This window comes from Stenotrophomonas nematodicola (genome assembly GCF_009467805.1).
GTDB classification, from domain to species: Bacteria; Pseudomonadota; Gammaproteobacteria; order Xanthomonadales; family Xanthomonadaceae; genus Stenotrophomonas; species Stenotrophomonas nematodicola.
In genome coordinates this window covers 50,416-70,533 of the sequence record NZ_WIAY01000008.1, presented here as the reverse complement: position 1 = coordinate 70,533, position 20,118 = coordinate 50,416, and the positions used below count along the sequence as shown (strand labels likewise).

The window sequence follows — 20,118 nt, the reverse complement described above, 5'->3', positions numbered from 1 at the left end:
GTAGAGCCGGGTTCTACCCGGCTTGCGTCAGCCCCCGTGATACCCAACGAAAGGCAGTCCCGTAGAGCCGGGTTCTACCCGGCTTGCGTCAGTCCGCGCGATGCCCAACGAAAGGCAGCCGGGTAGAACCCGGCTCTACGCGGCTTGCGTCAGCCTCCGTGATACCCAACGAAAGGCAGCCGGGTAGAACCCGGCTCTACGCGGCTTGCGTCAGTCCGCGCGATGCCCAACGAAAGGCAGCCGGGTAGAACCCGGCTCTACGCGGCTTGCGTCAGCCTCCGTGATACCCAACGAAAGGCAGCCCCGTAGAGCCGGGTTCTACCCGGCTTGCGTCAGCCCCCGCGATACCCAACGAAAGGCAGCCGGGTGGAACCCGGCTCTACGCGGCTTGCGTCAGCCCCCGTGATACCCAACGAAAGGCAGCCGGGTAGAACCCGGCTCTACGCGGCTTGCGTCAGCGCTCGCGATACCCAACGAAAGGCAGCCGGGTAGAACCCGGCGATACGCGGGTTACGCGTATCGGGCCTTGAGCATGGCCCATGCCGAGCGCAGCGCCAGTGCTTCGCCACCGGCCGGACGGCCCGGGCGCTCGCCGTCGTTCCAGGCGTAGACATCCAGATGCGCCCATTTCTGCCCGTCCGCGATGAACCGCTCCAGGTACAGCGCGGCGGTGACCGAGCCGGCCATGCGCGAGCCGGCGTTGGCCAGGTCGGCGATGTTGCTGTGCAGGTAGCGCAGGTACGGGCGCCACAACGGCATGCGCCAGACCGGATCGCGGGTGCTTTCACCGGCCTGCAGCCATTGCTGGGCCAGGGTGTCATCGTTGCTGAAGAGCGCCGGCAGGTCCGGGCCCAGCGCGATGCGTGCCGCACCGGTGAGGGTGGCGAAATCGAGCACGATCTCCGGCTGCTGTTCGCTGGCGTAGGTCAGCGCATCGGCCAGGATCACCCGGCCTTCGGCGTCGGTGTTGTCGATCTCAATGCTCAGCCCCTTGCGGGTGGCGATCACTTCGCCGGGGCGGAACGCGTCCGGGCCGATCGCGTTTTCCACCGCCGGGATCAGCAGGGTCAGCTGCACCGGCAATGCCTGCGCCATGATCAGCCCGGCCAGGCCCAGCGCGTGCGCGGCGCCGCCCATGTCCTTCTTCATGTTGCGCATGCCGTCGGCCGGCTTGATGTCCAGCCCGCCGGTATCGAAGCACACGCCCTTGCCGACCAGCGCCACGTGCGGCTGGCCCGTGTTGCCCCAGCGCAGCACGATCAGGCGCGGCGCGCGGTGCGAGGCGCGGCCGACCGCGTGGATGGACGGGAAATTCTGCTCCAGCAGCGCATCGCCGGCGATCACCTCGATCTGCGCACCGTGTGCGCTGGCCAGTTCGCGCGCGGCGTCTTCCAGCTGCTGCGGGCCCATGTCTTCGGTGGGGGTGTTGACCCAGTCGCGCACGCGCAGGCTGGCGGCGATCACATCGCGCACCTCGGCCGAGGGCGTGGCGGCCAGCTGCGCCGGTGCGCGGTTCGGCGTGCGGTAGCGCGCGAAGCGGTAACTGCCCAGGCCCCAGCCAAGGTGCAGCAGGGTTTCGATCTCCGCCGGCAGTGCGTCGGCCAGTTGCCACACGCTGCCTTCGGGCAGGGCGAAGGGGGCGTGCGCGTAGGCGTAGGCATCGCCCGCGTCGCCGACGCCGATGATCGCGCCGGCGAGACCGTGCTCGCCGGGCAGCAGCACCACGCTGCCGCCACTGCCGTTGAAGTGCTGCGCGTCGAGCCAGGCGACCAGCGCCGGGGACTGCTGCCCCCGCCACGCGGCGAACTGCTCGCGGTTCATCACATGCAGCGGCAGCGCCTGGGCGGTATCGGGGGTGAAAGCGTTGATCGGGGTCATGCGGAAGAGGGCTCCGTTCGCGGCGGGGTCAGGCGTGTGGGACGGATGCGTCTGCATCCAGCCAGTCGGCCAGCCCGGTCAGGGTGTCGAACTGCAGGTCGGGCTGCAGCGAAGGGTGGTTCCAGGTGTGTTCGACGCGGTTGATCCAGCAGCCACGCAGGCCGGCCTGCATCGCGCCGACCACGTCCATGTCCACATGGTCGCCCACGTGCAGCACATGGGCCGGCGGCACACCCAGGCGGTCGCAGGCGGCATGGAAGATGCTGGCCGCGGGCTTGGCCGCGCCATGTTCGCGTGAACCGAGCTGGAAACTGAAGTGGTGGGCCAGGCCGATGCGCTGCAGGTCGGCATTGCCATTGCTGAGCGCGGCCACCGGCACCTTGGCGGCAATCCGGGCCAGCGCGTCCAGGGCATCCGGGTAGAACTCCACCTGGTTGCGCGCGGCGTAGAAGGCCTCATAGGCCGGCTCCAGCAGAGCAAGGTCGGCACCGCTGTTCTCCAGCGCTTCGCGCAGGGTCAGCCGGCGCAGCGCGCTCAGGTCATGGTGCAGCTGTGGGTTGTCATGGAAAGAACGCTCGCGCAGCTCCCGCATGGCCGCTACCGGATACATCGCGGCGGTGGCGGGGCTGTGTTCACGCATCCAGTCGTACAGGACCTGGTCGATGCGGGCGCCGATCGGGGCGAACGGCCACAGCGTATCGTCGAGGTCGAGGGTGATGGCAAGGACAGGGAATTTCACCCCGCCATTCTACGCCTGCCCGCGCGGGCTTTCATGGCGCACCCGGGCAGGCGCGGGCAACGGCCGTTCAGCGCAGGTGGCAGGCGCGGTTGACGGATGCGTGGCCATCGTCCGGCTGCACGCTGAGGTCACGCCGACCCGCGTCCAGGGGGAGTGGCCAGTGGCATGACACGCTCATTCCAGCAGCCGCGCCCAGCCCTGCATGCCGTCCAGCCGCGCCAGCACCAGCTTGATGCACACCAGCAGCGGTACTGCCAACAGCAATCCGACCATGCCCCAGAGCCAGCCGAACACCATCAGCGCGAGGATCAGGATCAGCGGCGAAATCGCCATGCGCCGGCCCAGCACGATCGGCGTGACCACCTGGCCCTCGACCGTGTGCAGGGCCAGATAGGCGGACGCCGGCAGCAGCGCCTGGAACGGATCGCTGAACTCCACAAAGCCCATCAGCAGCATCAGTGCCACGCCGATCAACGGGCCCACGTAGGGCGCGAAGTTGAGCAGCGCCGCCACCGTGCCCCACAGCAGGGCTTCCTGCAGACTGATCCCGAGCAGCAGCAGAACGCCGGAGAACACCAGGCCGACCAGCGTATTGATCACGGTGATGGTCAGCACATAGCGCGAAACCTCACGTTCGATCGAGCGCAGGATGTCGGTGGTGAACCGTTGCTGCTGACGGCTGGGAAACAGGGCGATGGCGTGCTTCTGCAGGCTTTGCCCGTAGATCATGAAGAACAGTGTCAGCAGCACTACCGCCAGCACCGAGGCCGCCAGGCGTGGCGCCAGGGTCAGTACCTTGTAGGGATCGTCGAGCTGGGTACGCACCACCTGCACGCGGCGGTTGCCTTCACCGCCGGCCACGCGCGCGAAGTTCTCCGCCGCCTGGTTGGCCTGCTGCACCGGCTTGGTCAGGTTCTGCACCTGTCGAGCCACCTTGCGCAGCTGTTGCGGGGCTTCCTCGGCCCATTCCATCGCCGGCCCCACCAGCTGCACGCCCAACGCGGCCGCACCGCTCAGGCCCACCCCCAACACCAGGACCGCGCCAAGAAAGCGCGGGATCCAGATCCTCTGCAGCAGGCGCAGGATCGGGTTGCCGACCAGCGCGAAGAACATGGCCAGGAGCACCGGCAGGATCACCTCCTGCGCCGCCCACAAGGTGAAACCGACGGCCAGCGTGGCCAGCACCACCAGCGACATCGGGGCGCGTGGACGGGGCGGCGGCAGTGCGGCGACCGCATCGGGCGAAGGGGGGGCAGGGACGCTCATGCAGGTCGCAGGCAGGAAGGGAGCGTCATTATTGGGCAGGGCGGGTGCGCGCGGCGTGTTGTGGCCGTGCAGACCAGGCGAGGCCCCGCCGCACGGTGCGGCAGAGCATGCCGGGTTCAACGTTCGGACAGATCCGTGGCCGCTTCTGCGGGCTGCGGTTGCTGGGACGGTGCGGCTGCCGGGCGCGGTGGCGCCGGTGGAGGCGACGTGGGGCGCGTGGCGGCGGCAGGCGCGGCCACGTCGTCGGCGGCCTCGTCGACCTTGTCGGCTGCCTGCTCGGCGGTATCGGCCGCTTCGCTGGCCTGCATCGAGGCGAAGGCCGCCTGTGCGCTGGCCATCAGATTGGACACCGAGCCGATCATCTGCAGCCACCGGGCGCCGTGGAACTTCGCGGTGCCCGGCTCCAGCTTGCCGGCCAGGAAACCGCCGGCGAGGCCCACGGTGATGATGCGCAACGGTGTCCACCCGGCGCGCCAGACCTGGCTGAGGGTGAACCAGTTGCACTGGGTCTCATCGACCCGGATCGACACCACCTGTTCGGCGCGCTTGACGCGGCGGCGCAGGGCTTCGAAATTCATGGTGTGCCCTCCGCCCTGCCCACATGGGCATCGGGATCGTCGTCGGTGGGTTCGTCGTACAGGCCCAGCCGCGACAGCTGGCGGCGGGTGGCATGCATGCCGGTGTGGCGGAAGAAGAACGACACGCGCCAGATCGCATAGCCGGTAACGGCCAGGCTGAGGATCGAGGTGATCAGCAGCGACTGGAACCAGGACAGGCCCCAATGCTGCATCAGCGCGATCAGCGTGCCGGCCAGCAGCAGCCACGCCGACGCACCGAACACGATCGCCACGCCGCTCCATGCCAACGCCCGCCCGAACGCACTGCGCGCCAGGGCGAAATCGGCCGATGCCAAGCGCCGCAGCGAGCGCAGCGTGTGCTTGGCCGAGTCCACGGTGGCGCGCCCGGCCTGGCCGACCTGGCGGATGCTCTCATCGAGCCGGGGTGCGGTGTCGCCGCCATCCGGTGGCGGGGAATCCGCACCACCGTTGGCGGCCGTGTGGGCTTGATCGCTCACGCCGACGCTTACTTGTCGCCGCCGCTGCGGGCCAGCTTGGCGATGATCCAGCCGGCCGCGAAGGCCACGCCGAAGGAGGCCAGCGGACGCTCACGGATCAGTTCGGCCGCGCTGTCGACCAGGTCCTTGCCCTTGTCCATCAGCGCATCGACCTGCTCCTTGGCCGCGGCACCGCCGAACTCGGCGGCGGCCAGGCCCGACAGCGCGGTGTCGGACAGCTCGGCCTTGACGTTGGCCTTGCCGATGCGCAGTTCGTCGGTGGCGGCACCGGTGGCGCCCTTGATCGCGCCGCCTGCGGCGGTGGCCGCCGACTTCAGGTGCGAACCGGCTTCACCCAGGTGTTCCTTCAGGTTCTCGGTATTGGTGGGGCTCATCGTGTATCTCCTGTATGCGATGGGGGATGGTGACCGCGGACGAAACCGGACGGCGAGGAACACAAGGTAATAGCACCGCGCGGGTGTAAGGGGCGTTACGGCATCCTGACCCGTTCAGCGCATCACCAGCTCGCCGCGCACGTTGCCGCGCACGATGCGCAGCACCAGCTGCTGCGGTCGGTTCTGGAAGTTGGCGCGCCAGCTGGCCAGGTCGGCAAACTCGCCCACCGTGGCCTCGGTGACCACATCGCCCTGCTGCAGGCCGGAGGCGGCGGCGCGGCTGCCGCGCTTCACCTCGCTGACCAGCACGCCGCTGACGCCGGCCTGGCGCAGCGTTTCGGGAAGGTCGACGAAGGTGGCACCGCCCAGCCGCGGGTCGAGGGTGTCGCCCGTGACCGCGCGCGCCTGTTCCTTCAGCGCCACCTTGAGCTGCAGGGCTTTGCCGTCGCGGCGCAGATCCAGCGTGAGCGTGCTGCCCACCGGCTGCAGGCCTTCCACGTTGTGCAGCGCCTGCGCGCTGTCCACGCGCTGGCCGTTGGCGGCGACCACCACATCGCCCGGCTTGAGGCCGGCGGCAGCCGCACCGGACCCGGCCAGCACGCGGGTCACCAGCGCGCCGCGGACTTCGGTCAAGCCCAGGCCCTGGGCGATCTGCGGGGTCAGGTTCTGTGCCTCGATGCCGAGGGTGCCGCGCACCACTACGCCGTGCTTGACCAACTGGTCCACCACGTCGCGCGCCAGGTTGGAGGGAATGGCCAGGCCCAGGCCGATGTTGCCGGCCATGCTGCCCTGCGGGTTGAAGCTGGCGGTGTTGATGCCCACCAGCTGGCCCTGCAGGTTGACCAGCGCGCCGCCGGAGTTGCCCGGGTTGATCGATGCGTCGGTCTGGATGAAGTTCTGGTAGCCCAGCCCGCGAATGCCGCTGCGGCCCACCGCCGAGACGATGCCGGAAGTGACGGTCTGGCTGAAGCCAAACGGGTTGCCGATGGCCACCACGAAGTCGCCTACGCGCAGCTGGTCGCTGTTGCCCAGCGGCAGGGCGGTGAGCTTGTCGGCCGGAATGCGGATCAGTGCCACGTCGGTATCCCGGTCCGAACCGATGAACTCGGCTTTGACCGTGCGCCCGTCGGCGAGGGTGACCTGCACGTCGTCGGCGTTGTCGATGACGTGGTGATTGGTCAGCACCAGGCCTTCGGCGGCATCGATGATCACGCCCGAACCGAGCGATTCGTTGATGCGTTCCTGCGGCACTTCCGGGAACAGGCGGCGGAAGAACGGATCGTTGAAGTACGGGTTGCGCACCCGGACCACCTGCTTGGTGTTGACGCTCACCACCGCCGGCATCGCCCGCTCCAGCATCGGCGCCAGCGAGGGCACCGGCTGGCCGGCTACCGCTGCGGGCAGGGCGGCGGTGGCCGGAATGGCCAGCGATGCAGGCGATGCGGCAGCGCGGTTGTCCAGCTGCGCGGTGATGGCGGTGGCGACGAATCCACCGAATGCGGCGGCGAGGGCAAGGGTCAGCAGGGTCGGGATCGGTCGCATGGTCCGGCGGTTCCGTAACGAGGGTGCAGGGCGGGAAAGCGGCTATACGGTAGTGCAAGCTGAATGAGTGTGTCCGCTCGCGGCTAAACGCGCCATGAAAAAACGCGCACCCGACGCCGGTTGATCTGTTCTGGAGCGGGGGAGGCTGCCTTCAACAGCCCGTCTCCCCCCGTGGCGATGGCCCGCGCGGAGGCCGTGTCGTCGCCCTCGCATCGGCGGCCGGTCGATCGCGATCGGCATGCTTCCACCCCACCCTCCCGAGGCTCCGCCGCCGGTTGCCGACACGCCCATCGTGGTCGGTTTCGTGTTCGCAATCGGCGCAGTTGTGGAGGCAAGGGGCAACGAACCGATCATGCGCGACGCGGAAATGCACGCCGCCTCCACCCCGTTCGACAGACGACGGAACGACGGTTGCCGCACCGGTCGACACAAGCACGGAAGCTGTTTTCAAGCAGTTTGCCGTGCACCACCTGGTGCAGGGGCTGCCGCGTCGGCCGCGCGCCAAGCACAGATGCGGCTCACGGGCTGCGACAAGACCGTTCCACGATGGACCGCGCCGGTATAGCATCGCCAGCGATTTAACTGACCAGGCCCCTTAGGAGGCAATCATGAGCAACGGTAATGGTGTGACCGCGACCCTGTCGCAGGGCGTCGAAGAAGTGAAAGAAGTGGCCGGCAAAGTGGGCGAGACCATCGCCACCACCGCTGAAGATGCCGTGGCGTCGGTGAAGAAGACCGTCAAGCGCGCCCGCAAGGCCGCGACCACCCAGGTCGCCAAGGTCAAGAAGGCCGTCAAGAAGGCCGAGAAGACCGTCGCCAAGAAGGCCGACAAGGCGGCCAAGTCGGTCGGCAAGACCCTGGCCTCCGCCAAGAAGAAGCTGGAAACCGCCAAGAGCAACGCCAAGGCCGAGGCCGCCGCGCTGAAGAAGCAGGTCGCCAAGAAGAAGGTCGCCGCTGAAAAGGCCGTGACCAAGACCACCAAGGCTGCCGGCAAGAAGGCCACCACCGCCAAGAAGGCTGTGACCAAGAAGGCCGCCGCTGCCAAGAAGACCGTGACCAAGAAGGTCGCCACCGCCAAGAAGGCTGTCGCCAAGAAGTCCGCGACCGCCAAGAAGGTGGCTGGCAAGAAGACTGTCGCCGCCAAGAAGGCCGTGACCAGGAAGGTCGCCACCGCCAAGAAGGCCGTCGCCAAGAAGACCACGGCTGCCAAGAAGGTTGTCGGCAAGAAGACCACGGCTGCCAAGAAGGTTGTCGGCAGGAAGACCGCGGCTGCCAAGAAGGTTGTCGGCAAGAAGACCGCGGCTGCCAAGAAGGTCGTCGGCAAGAAGACCGTCGCTGCCAAGAAGGTTGTCGGCAGGAAGACCGCCGCCGCCAAGAAGGTTGTCGGCAAGAAGGTCGCCACCGCCAAGAAGGCCGTGACCAAGAAGACCGCTGCCCGCAAGGCCGCCCCGGCCAAGCGTGCCGGCGCTGCCAAGACCGTGGCCCGCAAGGCCCCGGCCAAGCGCGCGCGCAAGTAAGACCTGCGTGCCGTTCCCGCCCGAGGGCGGGAGCGGCATGGCGGCGGCCAGGCAGCCGCCCGCCGCCGATGCCGCACTCACCTGGCGCCTGCTACGGTGAGGCTCCCAAGCGAGGGAGTGTTCATGCGCGGTCTCGACTTCAGTTCCTGGCAGGCCATGCTGTCCACCCTGATCGGGCTGGCGGTCATCACTCTGATTGGCGTGGGTATCCGCCTGCTGGTGATGCAGACCCTGCAACAGCGCCGCGAGCGCGAAAACCGACAGATCAACGAACGTCTGCGCACCCTGATCGCGGCCTACAAGACCTTGGGCGGCTCCTTTACCGGCGCGCTGGACGTGGACCCACGCCACCTGCGCGACCTGCGCCATGCCCCGCACGAGGACCACCCCGACGATGCGGCGCTGCGTCTGGCCGACGCCGTGGCTACCGCCGGCAGCGACCGCGCCCGGCGAATCCGCGATGCCGTCGAGGCCGCACTGTCGGACATCATTCTGCTCGGCACCGACGAACAGGTGCGCCTGGCCGCGCACGCGGCCACCGAACTGGCGCAGGGGCGCGCAGTGCCGACGGCGGCACTGGTCGTGTCGCTGCGCGATTTCATCCGTGGTGCGCTCGACCTGGCGCCGATTCCCGCCAGCGTCGCGATCCCGCGGCAGGGACCGGCGCGTCCGTCGGCCGCTGCCAAAGGCAAGGCCGACGGGGCCGACAAGGGCGGTGCGAAAGACGGTGGTGGCGGCATGGGTGGCAGCGGCATGGGGGGCATGGGCGGCGGGCAGGCCCTCGACGACGCGCCCGACCCCCCACGCTGATCCCGACGCCCTGCGCCGGGCCGCCTACTTGCCCAGTTCCACCACCGGCACGAAACCGCCGTAGATCATCCGCTTGCCGTCGAACGGCATCGGATTGTGTGCCGGGTCCATGCGCGGGTCTTCCATCATCTTCTGCATGCCCGCATCGCGGGTGGCCTTGTCCGGCCACTCGATCCACGAGAACAGCACCGTCTCATCGGCCTTGGCCTCCACCGCGCGATAGAAGTCGGTCTGCTTGCCGTGGGGCACGTCGTCGCCCCAGCACTCCACCACGCGGGTGGCGCCATGCTCGATGCAGATCGCATCGCCCATGCGGGCATGGGCCAGGAACGCTTCCTTGTTTGCGGTGGGGACGGCAATGACGAAACCATCGATGTAAGACATGGAACACCTCCGGAAGGGGCGCACCGGAAATGGGCGCCTCGGTGATATGACGAACCACGGCACGGAAAGTCGACACGCTGCGCCCATTGGCGCGTGGAGAATGTGATGAAAACCGCATTTTCTTCCACAAAGCTGAAGCCATTTATCGGATGAATCGCATCTTCGCGTCAGAAAGTTGGCACCTGTCATGGTGCGATGGCACAGTCGGGGTCTCGACGATCATGGGACGAAGGAACGCCCGATGCATGCCGAATCACTCGCGCCCCTCCATGCCCTGACGCGGTTGCAGCAGGACCACCGCCTGATCCGTGTGGACACCGTGCTGGACCCGCAGACGTTCCTGGTCAAACGCTTCCAGGGCAGCGAACAGGTCTCCCAGCCGTTCGCCTACCAGATCGAGCTGCTCTCCACCGAGCCGCGCCTCGAGCTCAAGCAACTGGTGGGCCAGCCACTGCGCCTGCAGTTGGGTGACGAGTTCGACGGCCAGAGCGTGCATGGCTATGTACGCGAGTTTGCCAGCGTCGGCCGCGAAGCGCAGTTCACCTGCTACCGCGCCGAGATCGCGCCCTGGTTCGCCTTCCTGGACTACACCAGCAACTGCAGGATCTTCCAGGACATGACCGCACTGCAGATCGTGGAGGCGGTGTTCGCCGACTACCCGGACCTGGCGCGTTTCGATCTGGATCTCGATGCCGGGCGGCTGACCAGGCTCGCGTACTGCGTGCAGTACAACGAATCGGACTTCGCTTTCGTCTCGCGCCTGCTTGAAGACGCCGGCATCTACTACAGCGTCCGCCACGATGCCGACGGCCACAGCCTGGTGCTCAGCGACGACTCCACCCTGAGCGTGGCGCTGGGCGAACCGGCGCCGGTGTACTTCCGTGCCGACCAGGGCGTGCAGCTGCAGACCGGGCTGCATCGCTGGGGCGCGCGCCGCCGCGTGGGCCCGGGGGCACAGTCGCTGAGCAGTTTCGATTTCAAGCAGCCCAGCACGCCGCTGCGGGTGGTGCGCGGCAACGAAGCCCCGCGCGGCGCGCTGCCCGAATTCACCCAGTACCGCTACGACGGTGCCGCGCGTTTTGCCGACAGCCGCATCGGCGAGGCGCTGGCGGCCGTGCGCAACGAAGAGGCCGCCTGGCCGACCAAGCTGTTCGAGTGCGCCGGCAACGTGGCCGGCCTGCAGGCCGGTGGCTGCTTCTCCCTGGAGCAGCAGCCGGACTTCATCGGCCGTGGCGCCGAGGACCGCCAGTTCTTCGTGGTGCGCCTGCAGCGTGAGGGACGCAACAACTTCGCCAGCGATTTCGGCAGCGCCGAAGCGCCCAGCCACGCGGTCGAGGCCGAGGTGCTCCGCCGCCGGATTCCGTACCGCCCGCTGCGCCAGACCCCGTGGCCGCGCATGCCGGGCCCGCAGACCGCCACCGTGGTCGGCCCGCCCGGCGAAGAGCTGCACGCCGATGCCTATGGCCGGGTGAAGGTGCAGTTCCACTGGGACCGCAAGGAAGACCGCCGCGAAAACGGCGCGGAGAACAGCTCCTGCTGGATCCGCAGCGCCAGCCCCTGGGCAGGTGCCGACATGGGCGGCGTGTCGCCGCCGCGCGTGGGCCAGGAGGTGGTGGTGGACTTTCTCGACGGCGACCCGGACCGGCCGATCATCACCGGCCGCGTCTACAACGAAGAGAACATGCCGCCGTTCGGGCTGGAAGTGAGCGGCCTGAAGTCCAAGACGGTCAAGGGCGCCGGCTGGAACGAGATCACCATGCACGACAGCGCCGGTGGCGAGCTGCTGAACATGCGCGCACAGCGCGACATGGTCACCACCGTGCTCAACGACCAGAACGCCAGCATCCAGAACAACAAGTCCACCGCCGTGGCGGTCAACCACAGCATGAGCGTGGGCGCCAACCAGGACATCAGCGTCGGCGCCAACCGCGGCATCACCGTGACCGGCACCGACACCCTCGGCGTGACCGGCACGCGCACCACCAACGTGACCGGCGCAGTCACCGAGGCCTACCAGGCCGGGCAGACCAAGACGATTGCCGCCGCCGGCTATACCGAGACCATCACCGGCGACTTCGGTACCACCCTCACCGGCAACTACACCAGCCAGCGCACCGGCACCTGGAAGGAGACCGTCACCGCCACCTCGCTGCGCCAGGTGCTCGGCAAGGTCACCCAGGAGTACGCGGCCGGGCGCGAGACCACCATCACCGGCCTGGACAAGCGCGGTGTGCAGGGCGCGGTGGAGGACACCAACATCGGCGCACGCACCGTGGGAGTGGACGGCACCTTCGATCATGAAGTCACCGGTACCCACAGCCAGCTGTCCAACGGCGACATGACCCTCGGCTCGGCCAGCAAGCTGACCGCAGCGGTGGGCGGTGCCTTCATCGAGGTCACCGACGGTGAGATCCGGATCTCCGCCGGCGGCTCGGAGGTGGTCATCAACAGCGGCGGCGTGTCGGTCAACGGCAGCGAGATCAAGCTCAACTGCTGACCGGTCCAACGGAGGGACTTCCATGCACGACACTCCCATGCTGCGCGCCATCCAACGCCTGGGCGAGGCCTGGCTCAACGCCAGCGCCGATCCGACCCGGCGCCTGCTGGTGTGGCGCGTGCCGGCCAACGCCAGCCGCCTGCTCGCCGCGTTCTTCGAGACCCAGCGCCACGACGAAGGCCGCGACACGCCGGACTATTTCCTGCGCCTGGATACCGCGTTTGAAACCGGCTTCGCCTACAGCCGCGAGGTGAAGCAGAGCCTGCTTGAACGCTACCTCGGCAGCCAGGACGAACTGCGCGCGCAGGGTGTCGCGCTGGGCTGGCGCGGCCCGCACGACGCGCACCCGGACAGTGCGCACGGCGTGGTGCAGGTCCTGGACAGCTTCGCCACCCATCATCAACGCCATCTGCGCCTGCTGGCCGTGGTGATCGACCCGGAGCGCTGCGTGCCCGGCGATGGTCTCGCGCGCTGGATCGACGCCGCCTTGGCCGCCGCGCCGGGCGAGTGCCTGCGGCTGGTGCTGCTGGACACCGACGAAGACCCGCGCTGGCAGCCCCTGCTGGAACGCCATGCCCACGTGGCGGCGCGCATCGAGGCACCGGTGGACCTGTTCGCCATCGCCCGCGACACCGCAGCCCAGTCCGCCGGCACCGGCCCGGAGGTGCTGTACCGCCAACTGCTTGCCGACCTGATGCTGCTGCTCGAGCGCGGCAGCCCGCAGCAGGTGGCCGCCCGTGCCGAGCGCGCGCTGGGGCTGGCCCACCGCCACGGCTGGCAGGACCAGCAGGCGGTCGTGCAGATGATGGTGGCTGGAGCCTGGCTCAAAGGCGGCGACCACGGGCAGGCGATCAACGCGTACCGCCAGGCACGCAGCGCCGCCCAGACCGCGCGCAGCCAGGGCCACGCGGCCGCACCGGAGCTGGTGATGCAGAGCTGGTTCGGCGAAGCCGGCTGCTGGCTCGCCGCCAACAATCCGGGCCAGGCCACGCAGGGCTACCTGCAGGCCGCCACGGCCGCGGCCAGCATTCCGCACCCCATGTTCCAGCTTGAAGGCCAGCGCATGGCCGGCTACTGCCTGCTCCAGCAGGGCAAGCGCGAGGAAGCCCGCACCCAGCTGCTGGAGGCCATCCGCATTGCCACGCCGCTCTCGCCGCAGGACCGCCACGCCACCACCCTGCCGCAGGCCCTGTGGGACCTGCTGCAGCTGCAGGACCCACGCCGCTGCGAGCGGCTGCAGGACACCGCGCGCACCTACCTGGAACAGACCACCGCGCTGCACGGGCAGGCCGAGGATGCCGCCGCCCGCCTCGGCACGCAGCCGGCGCGACCGCCGCTGGACGTCATCCAGGCCCAGCTGCACAGCGCGCTGGAGCAGACCTTCCACCGCGTGCAGCGTGAGCGCGAGCGCCTGATCCAGGGCGGCGACGAGTTCTTCCGCCGCATCGTCGCGGTCGGCCGCGACTTCCTCGACCCGGGCTGGAACGGTCTGCCGGCGATCCAGCACCCGCTGGACCACGACATCCCGGTATGGAGCGAACCGCCGGCCATGCAGCCTCTGCCCGATCCCGCCCCGCTGCTGGATCCCCAGCATGCTCCCACCGTCGCTTCCGCTGCGGCACCCAACGGAGTTGTCGCCGCATGAATGCCAACAAGACCCTGCTGATGACCGTCGCTGTGCTGCTGGGCATGGCCATCGTGGTCTGGCTCGGCGTGGAGTACCGCGACGAGGTCAAGGCGTTCCTGCGCGCGCTGCTGCGCGCGCTGTAAAGGCCACGGAGGGCCGCCATGAGCATCGCCGCCAAACATTTCGATCCGCAGCTGGGCATCGACATCCATATGTACGCGGTGCCGCCGTGCCCGCTGCCCACCCCGCACATCGGCCTGGTGCTGGACCCGTTCGACTACATCCCCTTCATCGGCTCCACGGTCAAGGTCAACGGCGTTCACCGCGGCACTGCCGGGACCGGTGGCCTGGACATCCACATCCCGCTGGGCGTGTGGGGCCCGCCGCTGGCCGCGCCGATGGGCCCGCAGTTCGACGGCGAGGAGATCTTCATGGGCAGCCGCACCGTGTCGGCCGATGGCGAGCCGTTCTCGCGCCTGGCCATGCCCGTGCTGGACTGCAACCTGGCCGGCATGATCAACCCGTTCCGGGCCAAGAAGCCGAAGAAGCCGCTGCGCGCGATGTCGCTGCCCACCGGCTTGAACGTGGCCATTCCCACCAGCGTCAAGATCGGTGGCCCGCCCACCGTATCGTGGACCGCGCTGGCCTTCCGCGCCGCCTTTGCCGGTCTCGGCAAGCTGCGCAAAAGCGATTTCTTCCGCAAGAAGATGGATGCCTTCGCGCAATGGCGCCGTGCCCGTTGGGGGCACCTGCCCTCGGGCACGCTCAAGTGCAAGGTGCTGCGCGCCGAGCCGGTGGACATCCGCGACGGCAGTGTTTCGGTCACCCACGACGACTTCAGCATCCCCGGCCGCCTGCCGCTGGCCTGGCGGCGCGTCTACGCCTCGCGCCACGCACAGCGCCCCGGGGCCTGTGGCTTTGGCTGGCAGACCCCGGCCGACATCGCGCTGGCACTGGCCCCGGATGGCAGCGCCTGGCTGTCCGGCCCGGACCAGGTGGCCTTCTTCCCCGAGCTGCCGCGCCGCGACGGCGCCGACGTGGCGGTCCTGGACTTCGTCGATGGCGCGCGCCTGTGGCGGCAGCAGGGCCAGTGGATCGTGCGGTTCAAGGGCGGCCTGCACTACCGCTTCGACGGCGCTGCCGCGCCCGGCGTGGCCCAGCTGCCGCAGGAGCAGCACCTGCCGATCGAGCGCATCGAAGACAGCTGCGGCAACTTCTGGCGCTTCGAGCGCCGCGACGGCCATCTGGTGCGCATCGTCGAACGCGGCGTGGACGACCAGCAGGGCCGCTACATCGCCGTCACCGCGCGCCACGGGCGGATCGACGACCTGCAGCTGCACGATCCCGCCACCGGTCTCAACCACCCGCTGGTGAGCTACCGCTACGCCGACGGCGACCTGATCGCCGCCGTGGACCCGCTGGGCGCCCCGCGCACCTTCGGCTACACCCAGCACCACATGGTGCGCCACACCGACCGCGTCGGCCTGTCCTTCTACTACGCCTTCGACGCACACTGGCGTGTCGTGCATTCCTGGGGCGACGGTGGCCTGTACGACTACCACTTCGACTACGACGCGCTGCTGCGCGAAACCCGCATCACCGACTCGCTGGGCCACGTATCGCTGGTCAAGTTCGACGACAACCGCCTGCCGCTGTGCGAGATCGACCCGCTGGATGGCGTGACCATCTTCGAGTACGACGATGTTGGCCGCACCGTGGCGGTGACCGACCCGGAGGGACTGCGCACCGGCTTCGAGTACGACGAACGCGGGAACCTGGTGGTGCTGGTGCGGGCGGATGGAACCACGCTGCAGCAGCAGTTCGATGACCAGGACCAGCTGCTCGCCGTCACCGATCCGGAGGGCAACACCTGGCAGCAGCACTACGACACCCGCGGCCTGCTCATCGAGCAGACCGACCCACTGCAGGCCGCCACCCGCTACACGTACGATGCCTACGGCCTGCTGCAGGCCCAGACCAGCCCCCGCGGCGCCGTCACCGCCGTCGGCTACGACCGCCACGGCCTGGTGACCAGTGTGCTGGACCCGCTTGGCCACCAAAGCCGGTACCAGCACGACCCGCTGGGGCGTCTGCTGTACCAGACCGACCCGCTTGGCCAGACCACGGCCTACGAGTACGACGCCAAGGGCCGCCTGCTGGGCGTGCAGGCGCCCGACAGCAGCGGCGTGCGCTGTGAGTACGACGCCGAAGACCAGCTCATCACCTACCTGGACGAAGCGGGCGCGCGCACCCGCCTGCAGTACGTGGGCATCGGCCAGATCGGCAAGCGCGTGCAGGCCGATGGGCACGTGGTCGAGTACCGCTACGACACCGAAGAGCAGCTGATCGGCGTGGTCAACCAGCGCGGCGAGCACTACCTGCTCAACCGCGATCCGCTCGGCCGGATCGTCGAGGAAATCGACTACTGGGGCCAGTCGCGCCATTACAGCTACGATGCCGCTGGACGCCTCACCACCACCGTGGACCCGCTTGGCCAACGCATCGTCTTCGCCACCGACAAGCTCGGGCGCATCACCGCCAAGACCCTGCCGGACATCCGCCAGCCGGGTCGCCAGGTCAAGGAAACCTTCCAGTACGACGCGCGCGGCCAGCTTGTCGACCTGCGCAACGCGCACCGCCACGTCACCCGCCGCTTCGACCCGCTGGGCCAGTTGCTGGAGGAGATCCAGGATGGCTTCCGTGTCGGCTACGCCTACGACGAGGCCGGCAACCGCACCCAGCGACAGACCAGCGCCGGCAATGCCATCGCGTTCGCCTACGATCTGTGCGACCAGGTCAGCGAGATCGGCATCAACGACGAAGTGCCGATCACCCTCGAGCGCGACGCGCTGGGACGCACCACGCGCGAGCAGCTGAGCCCGCACCTTGAGCGACGCTTCGACTACGACGCGCGCAACCTGCTCACCGCGCAGACCGTACTGCGTGACGCCGCCCCGCTGTTCGACACCCGCTACGACTACGATCGCACCGGCAACCTCACCCGCCGCCAGGACAGTGCGCAAGGCGTGGACGAGTACCGCTACGACGCCATAGGGCGACTGCTCGCGCATACCGATCCGAAGGGCGTGCTGCACCCGTACTACAACGACCCGGCCGGCGATCGCCTGCGCACCGACATCCGCGAAGTGCGTATGCGCAAGGTGGCTGGCGGCGATGACCAGGCCGAGGTGCTGTGGACGCGCGAGGGCACCTACCAGGGCGTGCACTACGTGTTCGACCGCGCCGGCGACATGGTACGCAAGGGCAGCCCGGGGGGCGGGGATGCGAGCGACCTGGAGCTGATCTGGGATGCCAACCATCGTTTGGCCGAGAGCCGGCGGGACGGCAAGAGCACGTACTACGGCTACGACCCGCTGGGCCGCCGTGTGTTCAAGCGCAACCCGACGGAGACCACGTGGTTCTTCTGGGACGGCGATGCACTGCTGGGCGAGGTGAAGCAGGCCAACGACGCCGAGGACGCTGCACCGGTGTGGGTGGACAACGTGGCCAGCCTGATCGAAGTGAAGCGGCGGCAACGACGGTTGGAGAAGTTGCATGAGGGGGTGCGGGAGTATGTGTACTACCCGCGAAGCTTTGTGCCGTTGGCGATGCTGGAGAGGCGAGGTGATTCATCTGCCGGCACTGGTAGTGAACTGGAGTCAGAACCTTACTATCGAGTTGACACTGTTGGGCGTGACGCGCAGTCCCCGTCTGTTTCGCTTTCTAGCGTCGTAACGACAGCCGACGGCTCCGGTCAGCGTCCAGAACGTGACAGCTCTCCGCCTGGAAGACTACGCTCAGCGGACTACAGCGCAAACGGATTGGGTACGCTTGGCAACCTCTCGCTTGCGAATCAAGACGCGGCGATTGGCTTGCCTGTCGAAAGAGCTGGGCAAGCCAGTTTGCAGCCCGAGAGTGCTTGGGGTACCAGGCTGGGGGCTACTGGTCTTGGACCCGATAGAACGGTGGCATCGAACCCCAAAGATGCGGTTAAGCCTCTTGGGCACCAGACTCCTACGACTCACCGTAATCCGGCTCGTCCATTGTCCGAAAGCGGCACGGCACCCGATGAGTTGGTGCATACCGAATCAGATGGGCGACTACTAGATGTGGTCCATGCATCTACGGAGACGCTAAACGGAGCGAGCAATAGATTTTTCCTGTACCAGTGTGATCCCAATGGGTGCCCCAATCGAATTTTTACAGCTCAAGGCAGGGTAGCTTGGGTTGCTCCGTCTGAAGACACGCGTGATGACGGTTGCGATGACGAACTGAGCTGCGTTCGTTCGCTCGGTCAGTATCACGATGTGGAAACCGGATTGGTTTACAACCTTGCGCGCTACTTTGACCGGGAGTCGAGTCAGTTCTGTTCGGCCGATCCGATTGGGCTCAGTGGAGGAACAAATCTTTACGCTTACGGACTCAATTACATAAATTGGACAGATCCTTTGGGTCTGACTGGCGGCCGAACGACCGGGGAAAACGCCGACATCCTTCGCCGAAACATGAACCGAGAAGGGAGAGCGGTCGCTCCTGGGCAAGCCGCAGGTCACATCGTTGCGTCAACAGGATCCAAGGGACACTGGGCTGCAGCCGCAGACTCGAGAGATATCCTTTCGGCATATGACATTGAGATCAATGATGCCGCTAATGGTGTTCCAGTGGATCATCCGCGGCCGCACAATAAAATGCACACGAGGAAATTCCACATGGATGTGAAGGCGCGACTGACTGCGGTCGTCGACAGGATGTCTGCAGCTGGATATGGTCATCGTGCGACGAGGAGTGCCCTCCGAAGAGAGTTGCGGCAAATTGGTAGAGAGTTCACGGCTTCGTGCCGAGGTTAGCAAGACGACTCGCGGAGATTTGAGAATGGAAGATGTCAATATTTTGGTGAACTTGGTCGTCAAGGCATTTCGGCCTGCGTTACTCCACTTGTTTAGAAGTGGTGAGAACTTCTACTACTGCACCTTCGTCATGACGGAGGAAGGCCACGCGCCATTTCTTTCGGCGTGGTCTGAAGAGGCACTTGCAAGGGCAGTGGACGAAAGCGGCGAAGGCCCGGAAGTAGCTGCGGAACTGAAATGGTCGTATGCAGATTCTCCATACGTTGACTTTGGAAGCGAACACACTGAAGAGCTTCGCGCGCCCTTCCTCGCCAGGCCGAACCTACAAGACCTCAGTATCGATGAGTGGGAAAGGGAGATTGAGTTCCGCATGGCTGCTGTAGAGCAGGCCGCACGCCAGTTGGATGAAGAGGGTACATTCGGCACAGGGCAGCGTCGCAGCAAGCTACTTGTCGCAGTGGAGATCATGCCTCCAGTGCCTTCCAACGTAGACCGCGTGGCGCGGCTGAACGACACTGACTCGCAAATCTTCAAGCAGTGGTTGGAGGAGGCTGCAGAAGTGGACGATTGAGTTCGTTTGCATATTCCTTCTTGCTTTGGAGTGCGCATGAAGAGGCTCTAAGGAACCCGCCACTTCGACGGCGCTACCGGCGACCTCACCAGGAAAAGGGCGTTGTGCGTCGACACATGAACAAAGGAAATGCCGTGCTGATGGAAGTGATCACTGATTGCTAGGGTGATGAACTAGTTCCAAGGTCAGTAACTATGTACGTCATAGATGCTTGGGAAAATATTCTTGTGGATGCGACTGCTACGAATGGGTCTCGACACGTCAAGCAAAGCTGCAGGATTTGGGGTCTGAGATGGACGAAAGAATACTCAAACAATTGATCCTTCAAGTTCAGTGGCTGCTAGAAGCTCACTTGACCTAATTCGCGTGGAAGGTTTGAGGCTCCCGGGATCCTACTGCGAATTTGCAGCGACGTTCGGTTATGGCCGCTTTGGCGGCTTGGCCATCATCTATTCGGGCGTGCCCGAACACCAAGATTCAATTCTAGTTCAGGGCGCACGCGCCAAAGGGTTCATAAATGATGCTGTCGCCGATGACTACTTCGAGTTCGAGCCGGACGGAGATAATGAAATCGCCGCTCGCCTGTATCCCTTTGCAGCCAGCGAGAACGGTGAGTGCTTTGTTTGGGATCTCAATGAGAAACGCGCGGACGAGTATCCGATCTACTGTGTTGGCGCTCGAATGGCGGGTCTTCGGTATGCGGCAAAGTCACTGGACCAACTGCTTGAGAAGCTTTGTAGTGGATCCATCAAGGATGTGATGGGGCCTGGATACGCTCCTCTGCTTCCTACGTTTGAAGGCTTGTGATTGTTTAAATTCATGGGTGATTTTTGCCGGGCATCGACGTCTAGCGCTGGATGCCAGCGGCTGAGGTGGCGAAGAAGATCAAGTTTTCGGCTGGTGACGTGTCTATGATTCCGGACAACATTGGACGGCTTGATCGGGAGAGCTCATGGAGTGTCGTGTCGATGGCTTGATGCCATGAACTACA

General features: G+C 66.6%; 16 protein-coding genes. 8 read left to right on the top strand and 8 right to left on the bottom strand.

The features are described 5' to 3' along the window. Positions 1-510 precede the first annotated feature (510 nt). From GDJ08_RS18080 to GDJ08_RS18050, 7 genes are all read right to left on the bottom strand, one after another. Positions 511-1,878: a leucyl aminopeptidase family protein gene (locus GDJ08_RS18080; protein WP_153165430.1), complete on the bottom strand. Its 1,368-nt coding sequence runs from the start codon at positions 1,876-1,878 to the stop codon at positions 511-513. A gap of 28 nt (positions 1,879-1,906) precedes the next feature. Continuing rightward, positions 1,907-2,617, bottom strand: a complete 711-nt coding sequence (locus GDJ08_RS18075) for an HAD family hydrolase (RefSeq protein WP_017355216.1) — start codon at positions 2,615-2,617, stop codon at positions 1,907-1,909. Positions 2,618-2,791: 174 nt separating this feature from the next. Further along, positions 2,792-3,883, bottom strand: a complete 1,092-nt coding sequence (locus tag GDJ08_RS18070; RefSeq protein WP_153165429.1) for an AI-2E family transporter — start codon at positions 3,881-3,883, stop codon at positions 2,792-2,794. 116 nt (positions 3,884-3,999) lie between these two features. Beyond that, positions 4,000-4,461, bottom strand: coding sequence for a hypothetical protein (locus GDJ08_RS18065; protein ID WP_017355214.1), 462 nt, complete (start codon positions 4,459-4,461; stop codon positions 4,000-4,002). After that, on the bottom strand, positions 4,458-4,958 hold the full coding sequence (locus GDJ08_RS18060) for a phage holin family protein (RefSeq protein ID WP_017355213.1): 501 nt from the start codon (positions 4,956-4,958) through the stop codon (positions 4,458-4,460). The genes GDJ08_RS18065 and GDJ08_RS18060 overlap by 4 nt, the downstream gene beginning before the upstream one ends. 8 nt (positions 4,959-4,966) lie before the next feature. Continuing rightward, positions 4,967-5,332 carry a hypothetical protein gene (locus tag GDJ08_RS18055; protein WP_017355212.1) on the bottom strand — a complete coding sequence of 122 codons (366 nt, stop codon included), beginning with the start codon at positions 5,330-5,332 and terminating at the stop codon, positions 4,967-4,969. 114 nt (positions 5,333-5,446) lie between these two features. Then, a complete protein-coding gene (locus tag GDJ08_RS18050; protein ID WP_017355211.1) occupies positions 5,447-6,874 on the bottom strand; it encodes a Do family serine endopeptidase in 1,428 nt (475 codons plus the stop codon). A gap of 608 nt (positions 6,875-7,482) precedes the next feature. On the opposite strand from GDJ08_RS18050, the gene GDJ08_RS18045 reads away from it, so the two are divergent. Together GDJ08_RS18045 and GDJ08_RS18040 are read left to right on the top strand one after the other, a co-directional pair. Further along, a complete protein-coding gene (locus GDJ08_RS18045) occupies positions 7,483-8,391 on the top strand; it encodes a histone (RefSeq protein WP_153165428.1) in 909 nt (302 codons plus the stop codon). 123 nt (positions 8,392-8,514) lie between these two features. Continuing rightward, positions 8,515-9,201: a hypothetical protein gene (locus GDJ08_RS18040; protein WP_153165427.1), complete on the top strand. Its 687-nt coding sequence runs from the start codon at positions 8,515-8,517 to the stop codon at positions 9,199-9,201. A gap of 24 nt (positions 9,202-9,225) precedes the next feature. Here the strand turns inward: GDJ08_RS18040 and GDJ08_RS18035 are convergent, their stop codons facing one another. Then, positions 9,226-9,585 carry a DUF1428 domain-containing protein gene (locus GDJ08_RS18035; protein ID WP_017355208.1) on the bottom strand — a complete coding sequence of 120 codons (360 nt, stop codon included), beginning with the start codon at positions 9,583-9,585 and terminating at the stop codon, positions 9,226-9,228. Positions 9,586-9,826: 241 nt separating this feature from the next. Here GDJ08_RS18035 and GDJ08_RS18030 point away from each other — a divergent pair, with 241 nt between their 5' ends. The 6 genes from GDJ08_RS18030 (at position 9,827) to GDJ08_RS18010 (ending at position 19,934) form a co-directional block, all read left to right on the top strand. Further along, the gene (locus GDJ08_RS18030) at positions 9,827-12,082 is read left to right on the top strand and encodes a type VI secretion system Vgr family protein (protein WP_153165426.1); all 2,256 of its coding nucleotides are present in this window, start codon (positions 9,827-9,829) and stop codon (positions 12,080-12,082) included. A gap of 22 nt (positions 12,083-12,104) precedes the next feature. After that, complete coding sequence (locus tag GDJ08_RS18025; protein ID WP_165699843.1) at positions 12,105-13,727, top strand: hypothetical protein; 1,623 nt, start codon at positions 12,105-12,107, stop codon at positions 13,725-13,727. Next, a complete protein-coding gene (locus tag GDJ08_RS20345) occupies positions 13,724-13,852 on the top strand; it encodes a hypothetical protein (RefSeq protein ID WP_017355205.1) in 129 nt (42 codons plus the stop codon). The genes GDJ08_RS18025 and GDJ08_RS20345 overlap by 4 nt, the downstream gene beginning before the upstream one ends. 18 nt (positions 13,853-13,870) lie before the next feature. Continuing rightward, positions 13,871-18,556 (top strand): RHS repeat-associated core domain-containing protein, encoded by a 4,686-nt coding sequence (locus GDJ08_RS18020; protein WP_153165425.1) that lies wholly within the window; start codon positions 13,871-13,873, stop codon positions 18,554-18,556. A gap of 25 nt (positions 18,557-18,581) precedes the next feature. Continuing rightward, positions 18,582-19,127, top strand: a complete 546-nt coding sequence (locus tag GDJ08_RS18015; protein ID WP_165699842.1) for a DUF4303 domain-containing protein — start codon at positions 18,582-18,584, stop codon at positions 19,125-19,127. 333 nt (positions 19,128-19,460) lie between these two features. Next, positions 19,461-19,934, top strand: coding sequence for an SMI1/KNR4 family protein (locus GDJ08_RS18010; RefSeq protein WP_324616689.1), 474 nt, complete (start codon positions 19,461-19,463; stop codon positions 19,932-19,934). The last annotated feature ends 184 nt before the right edge of the window (positions 19,935-20,118 follow it).

Coding starts and splice junctions, on each gene's coding strand:
- GDJ08_RS18080 (WP_153165430.1), bottom strand. CDS start 1,878: ATGACCCCGATCAACGCTTTCACCCCCGATACCGCCCAGGCGCTGCCG.
- GDJ08_RS18070 (WP_153165429.1), bottom strand. CDS start 3,883: ATGAGCGTCCCTGCCCCCCCTTCGCCCGATGCGGTCGCCGCACTGCCG.
- GDJ08_RS18065 (WP_017355214.1), bottom strand. CDS start 4,461: ATGAATTTCGAAGCCCTGCGCCGCCGCGTCAAGCGCGCCGAACAGGTG.
- GDJ08_RS18055 (WP_017355212.1), bottom strand. CDS start 5,332: ATGAGCCCCACCAATACCGAGAACCTGAAGGAACACCTGGGTGAAGCC.
- GDJ08_RS18050 (WP_017355211.1), bottom strand. CDS start 6,874: ATGCGACCGATCCCGACCCTGCTGACCCTTGCCCTCGCCGCCGCATTC.
- GDJ08_RS18045 (WP_153165428.1), top strand. CDS start 7,483: ATGAGCAACGGTAATGGTGTGACCGCGACCCTGTCGCAGGGCGTCGAA.
- GDJ08_RS18040 (WP_153165427.1), top strand. CDS start 8,515: ATGCGCGGTCTCGACTTCAGTTCCTGGCAGGCCATGCTGTCCACCCTG.
- GDJ08_RS18035 (WP_017355208.1), bottom strand. CDS start 9,585: ATGTCTTACATCGATGGTTTCGTCATTGCCGTCCCCACCGCAAACAAG.
- GDJ08_RS18030 (WP_153165426.1), top strand. CDS start 9,827: ATGCATGCCGAATCACTCGCGCCCCTCCATGCCCTGACGCGGTTGCAG.
- GDJ08_RS18025 (WP_165699843.1), top strand. CDS start 12,105: ATGCACGACACTCCCATGCTGCGCGCCATCCAACGCCTGGGCGAGGCC.
- GDJ08_RS20345 (WP_017355205.1), top strand. CDS start 13,724: ATGAATGCCAACAAGACCCTGCTGATGACCGTCGCTGTGCTGCTGGGC.
- GDJ08_RS18020 (WP_153165425.1), top strand. CDS start 13,871: ATGAGCATCGCCGCCAAACATTTCGATCCGCAGCTGGGCATCGACATC.
- GDJ08_RS18015 (WP_165699842.1), top strand. CDS start 18,582: ATGGAAGATGTCAATATTTTGGTGAACTTGGTCGTCAAGGCATTTCGG.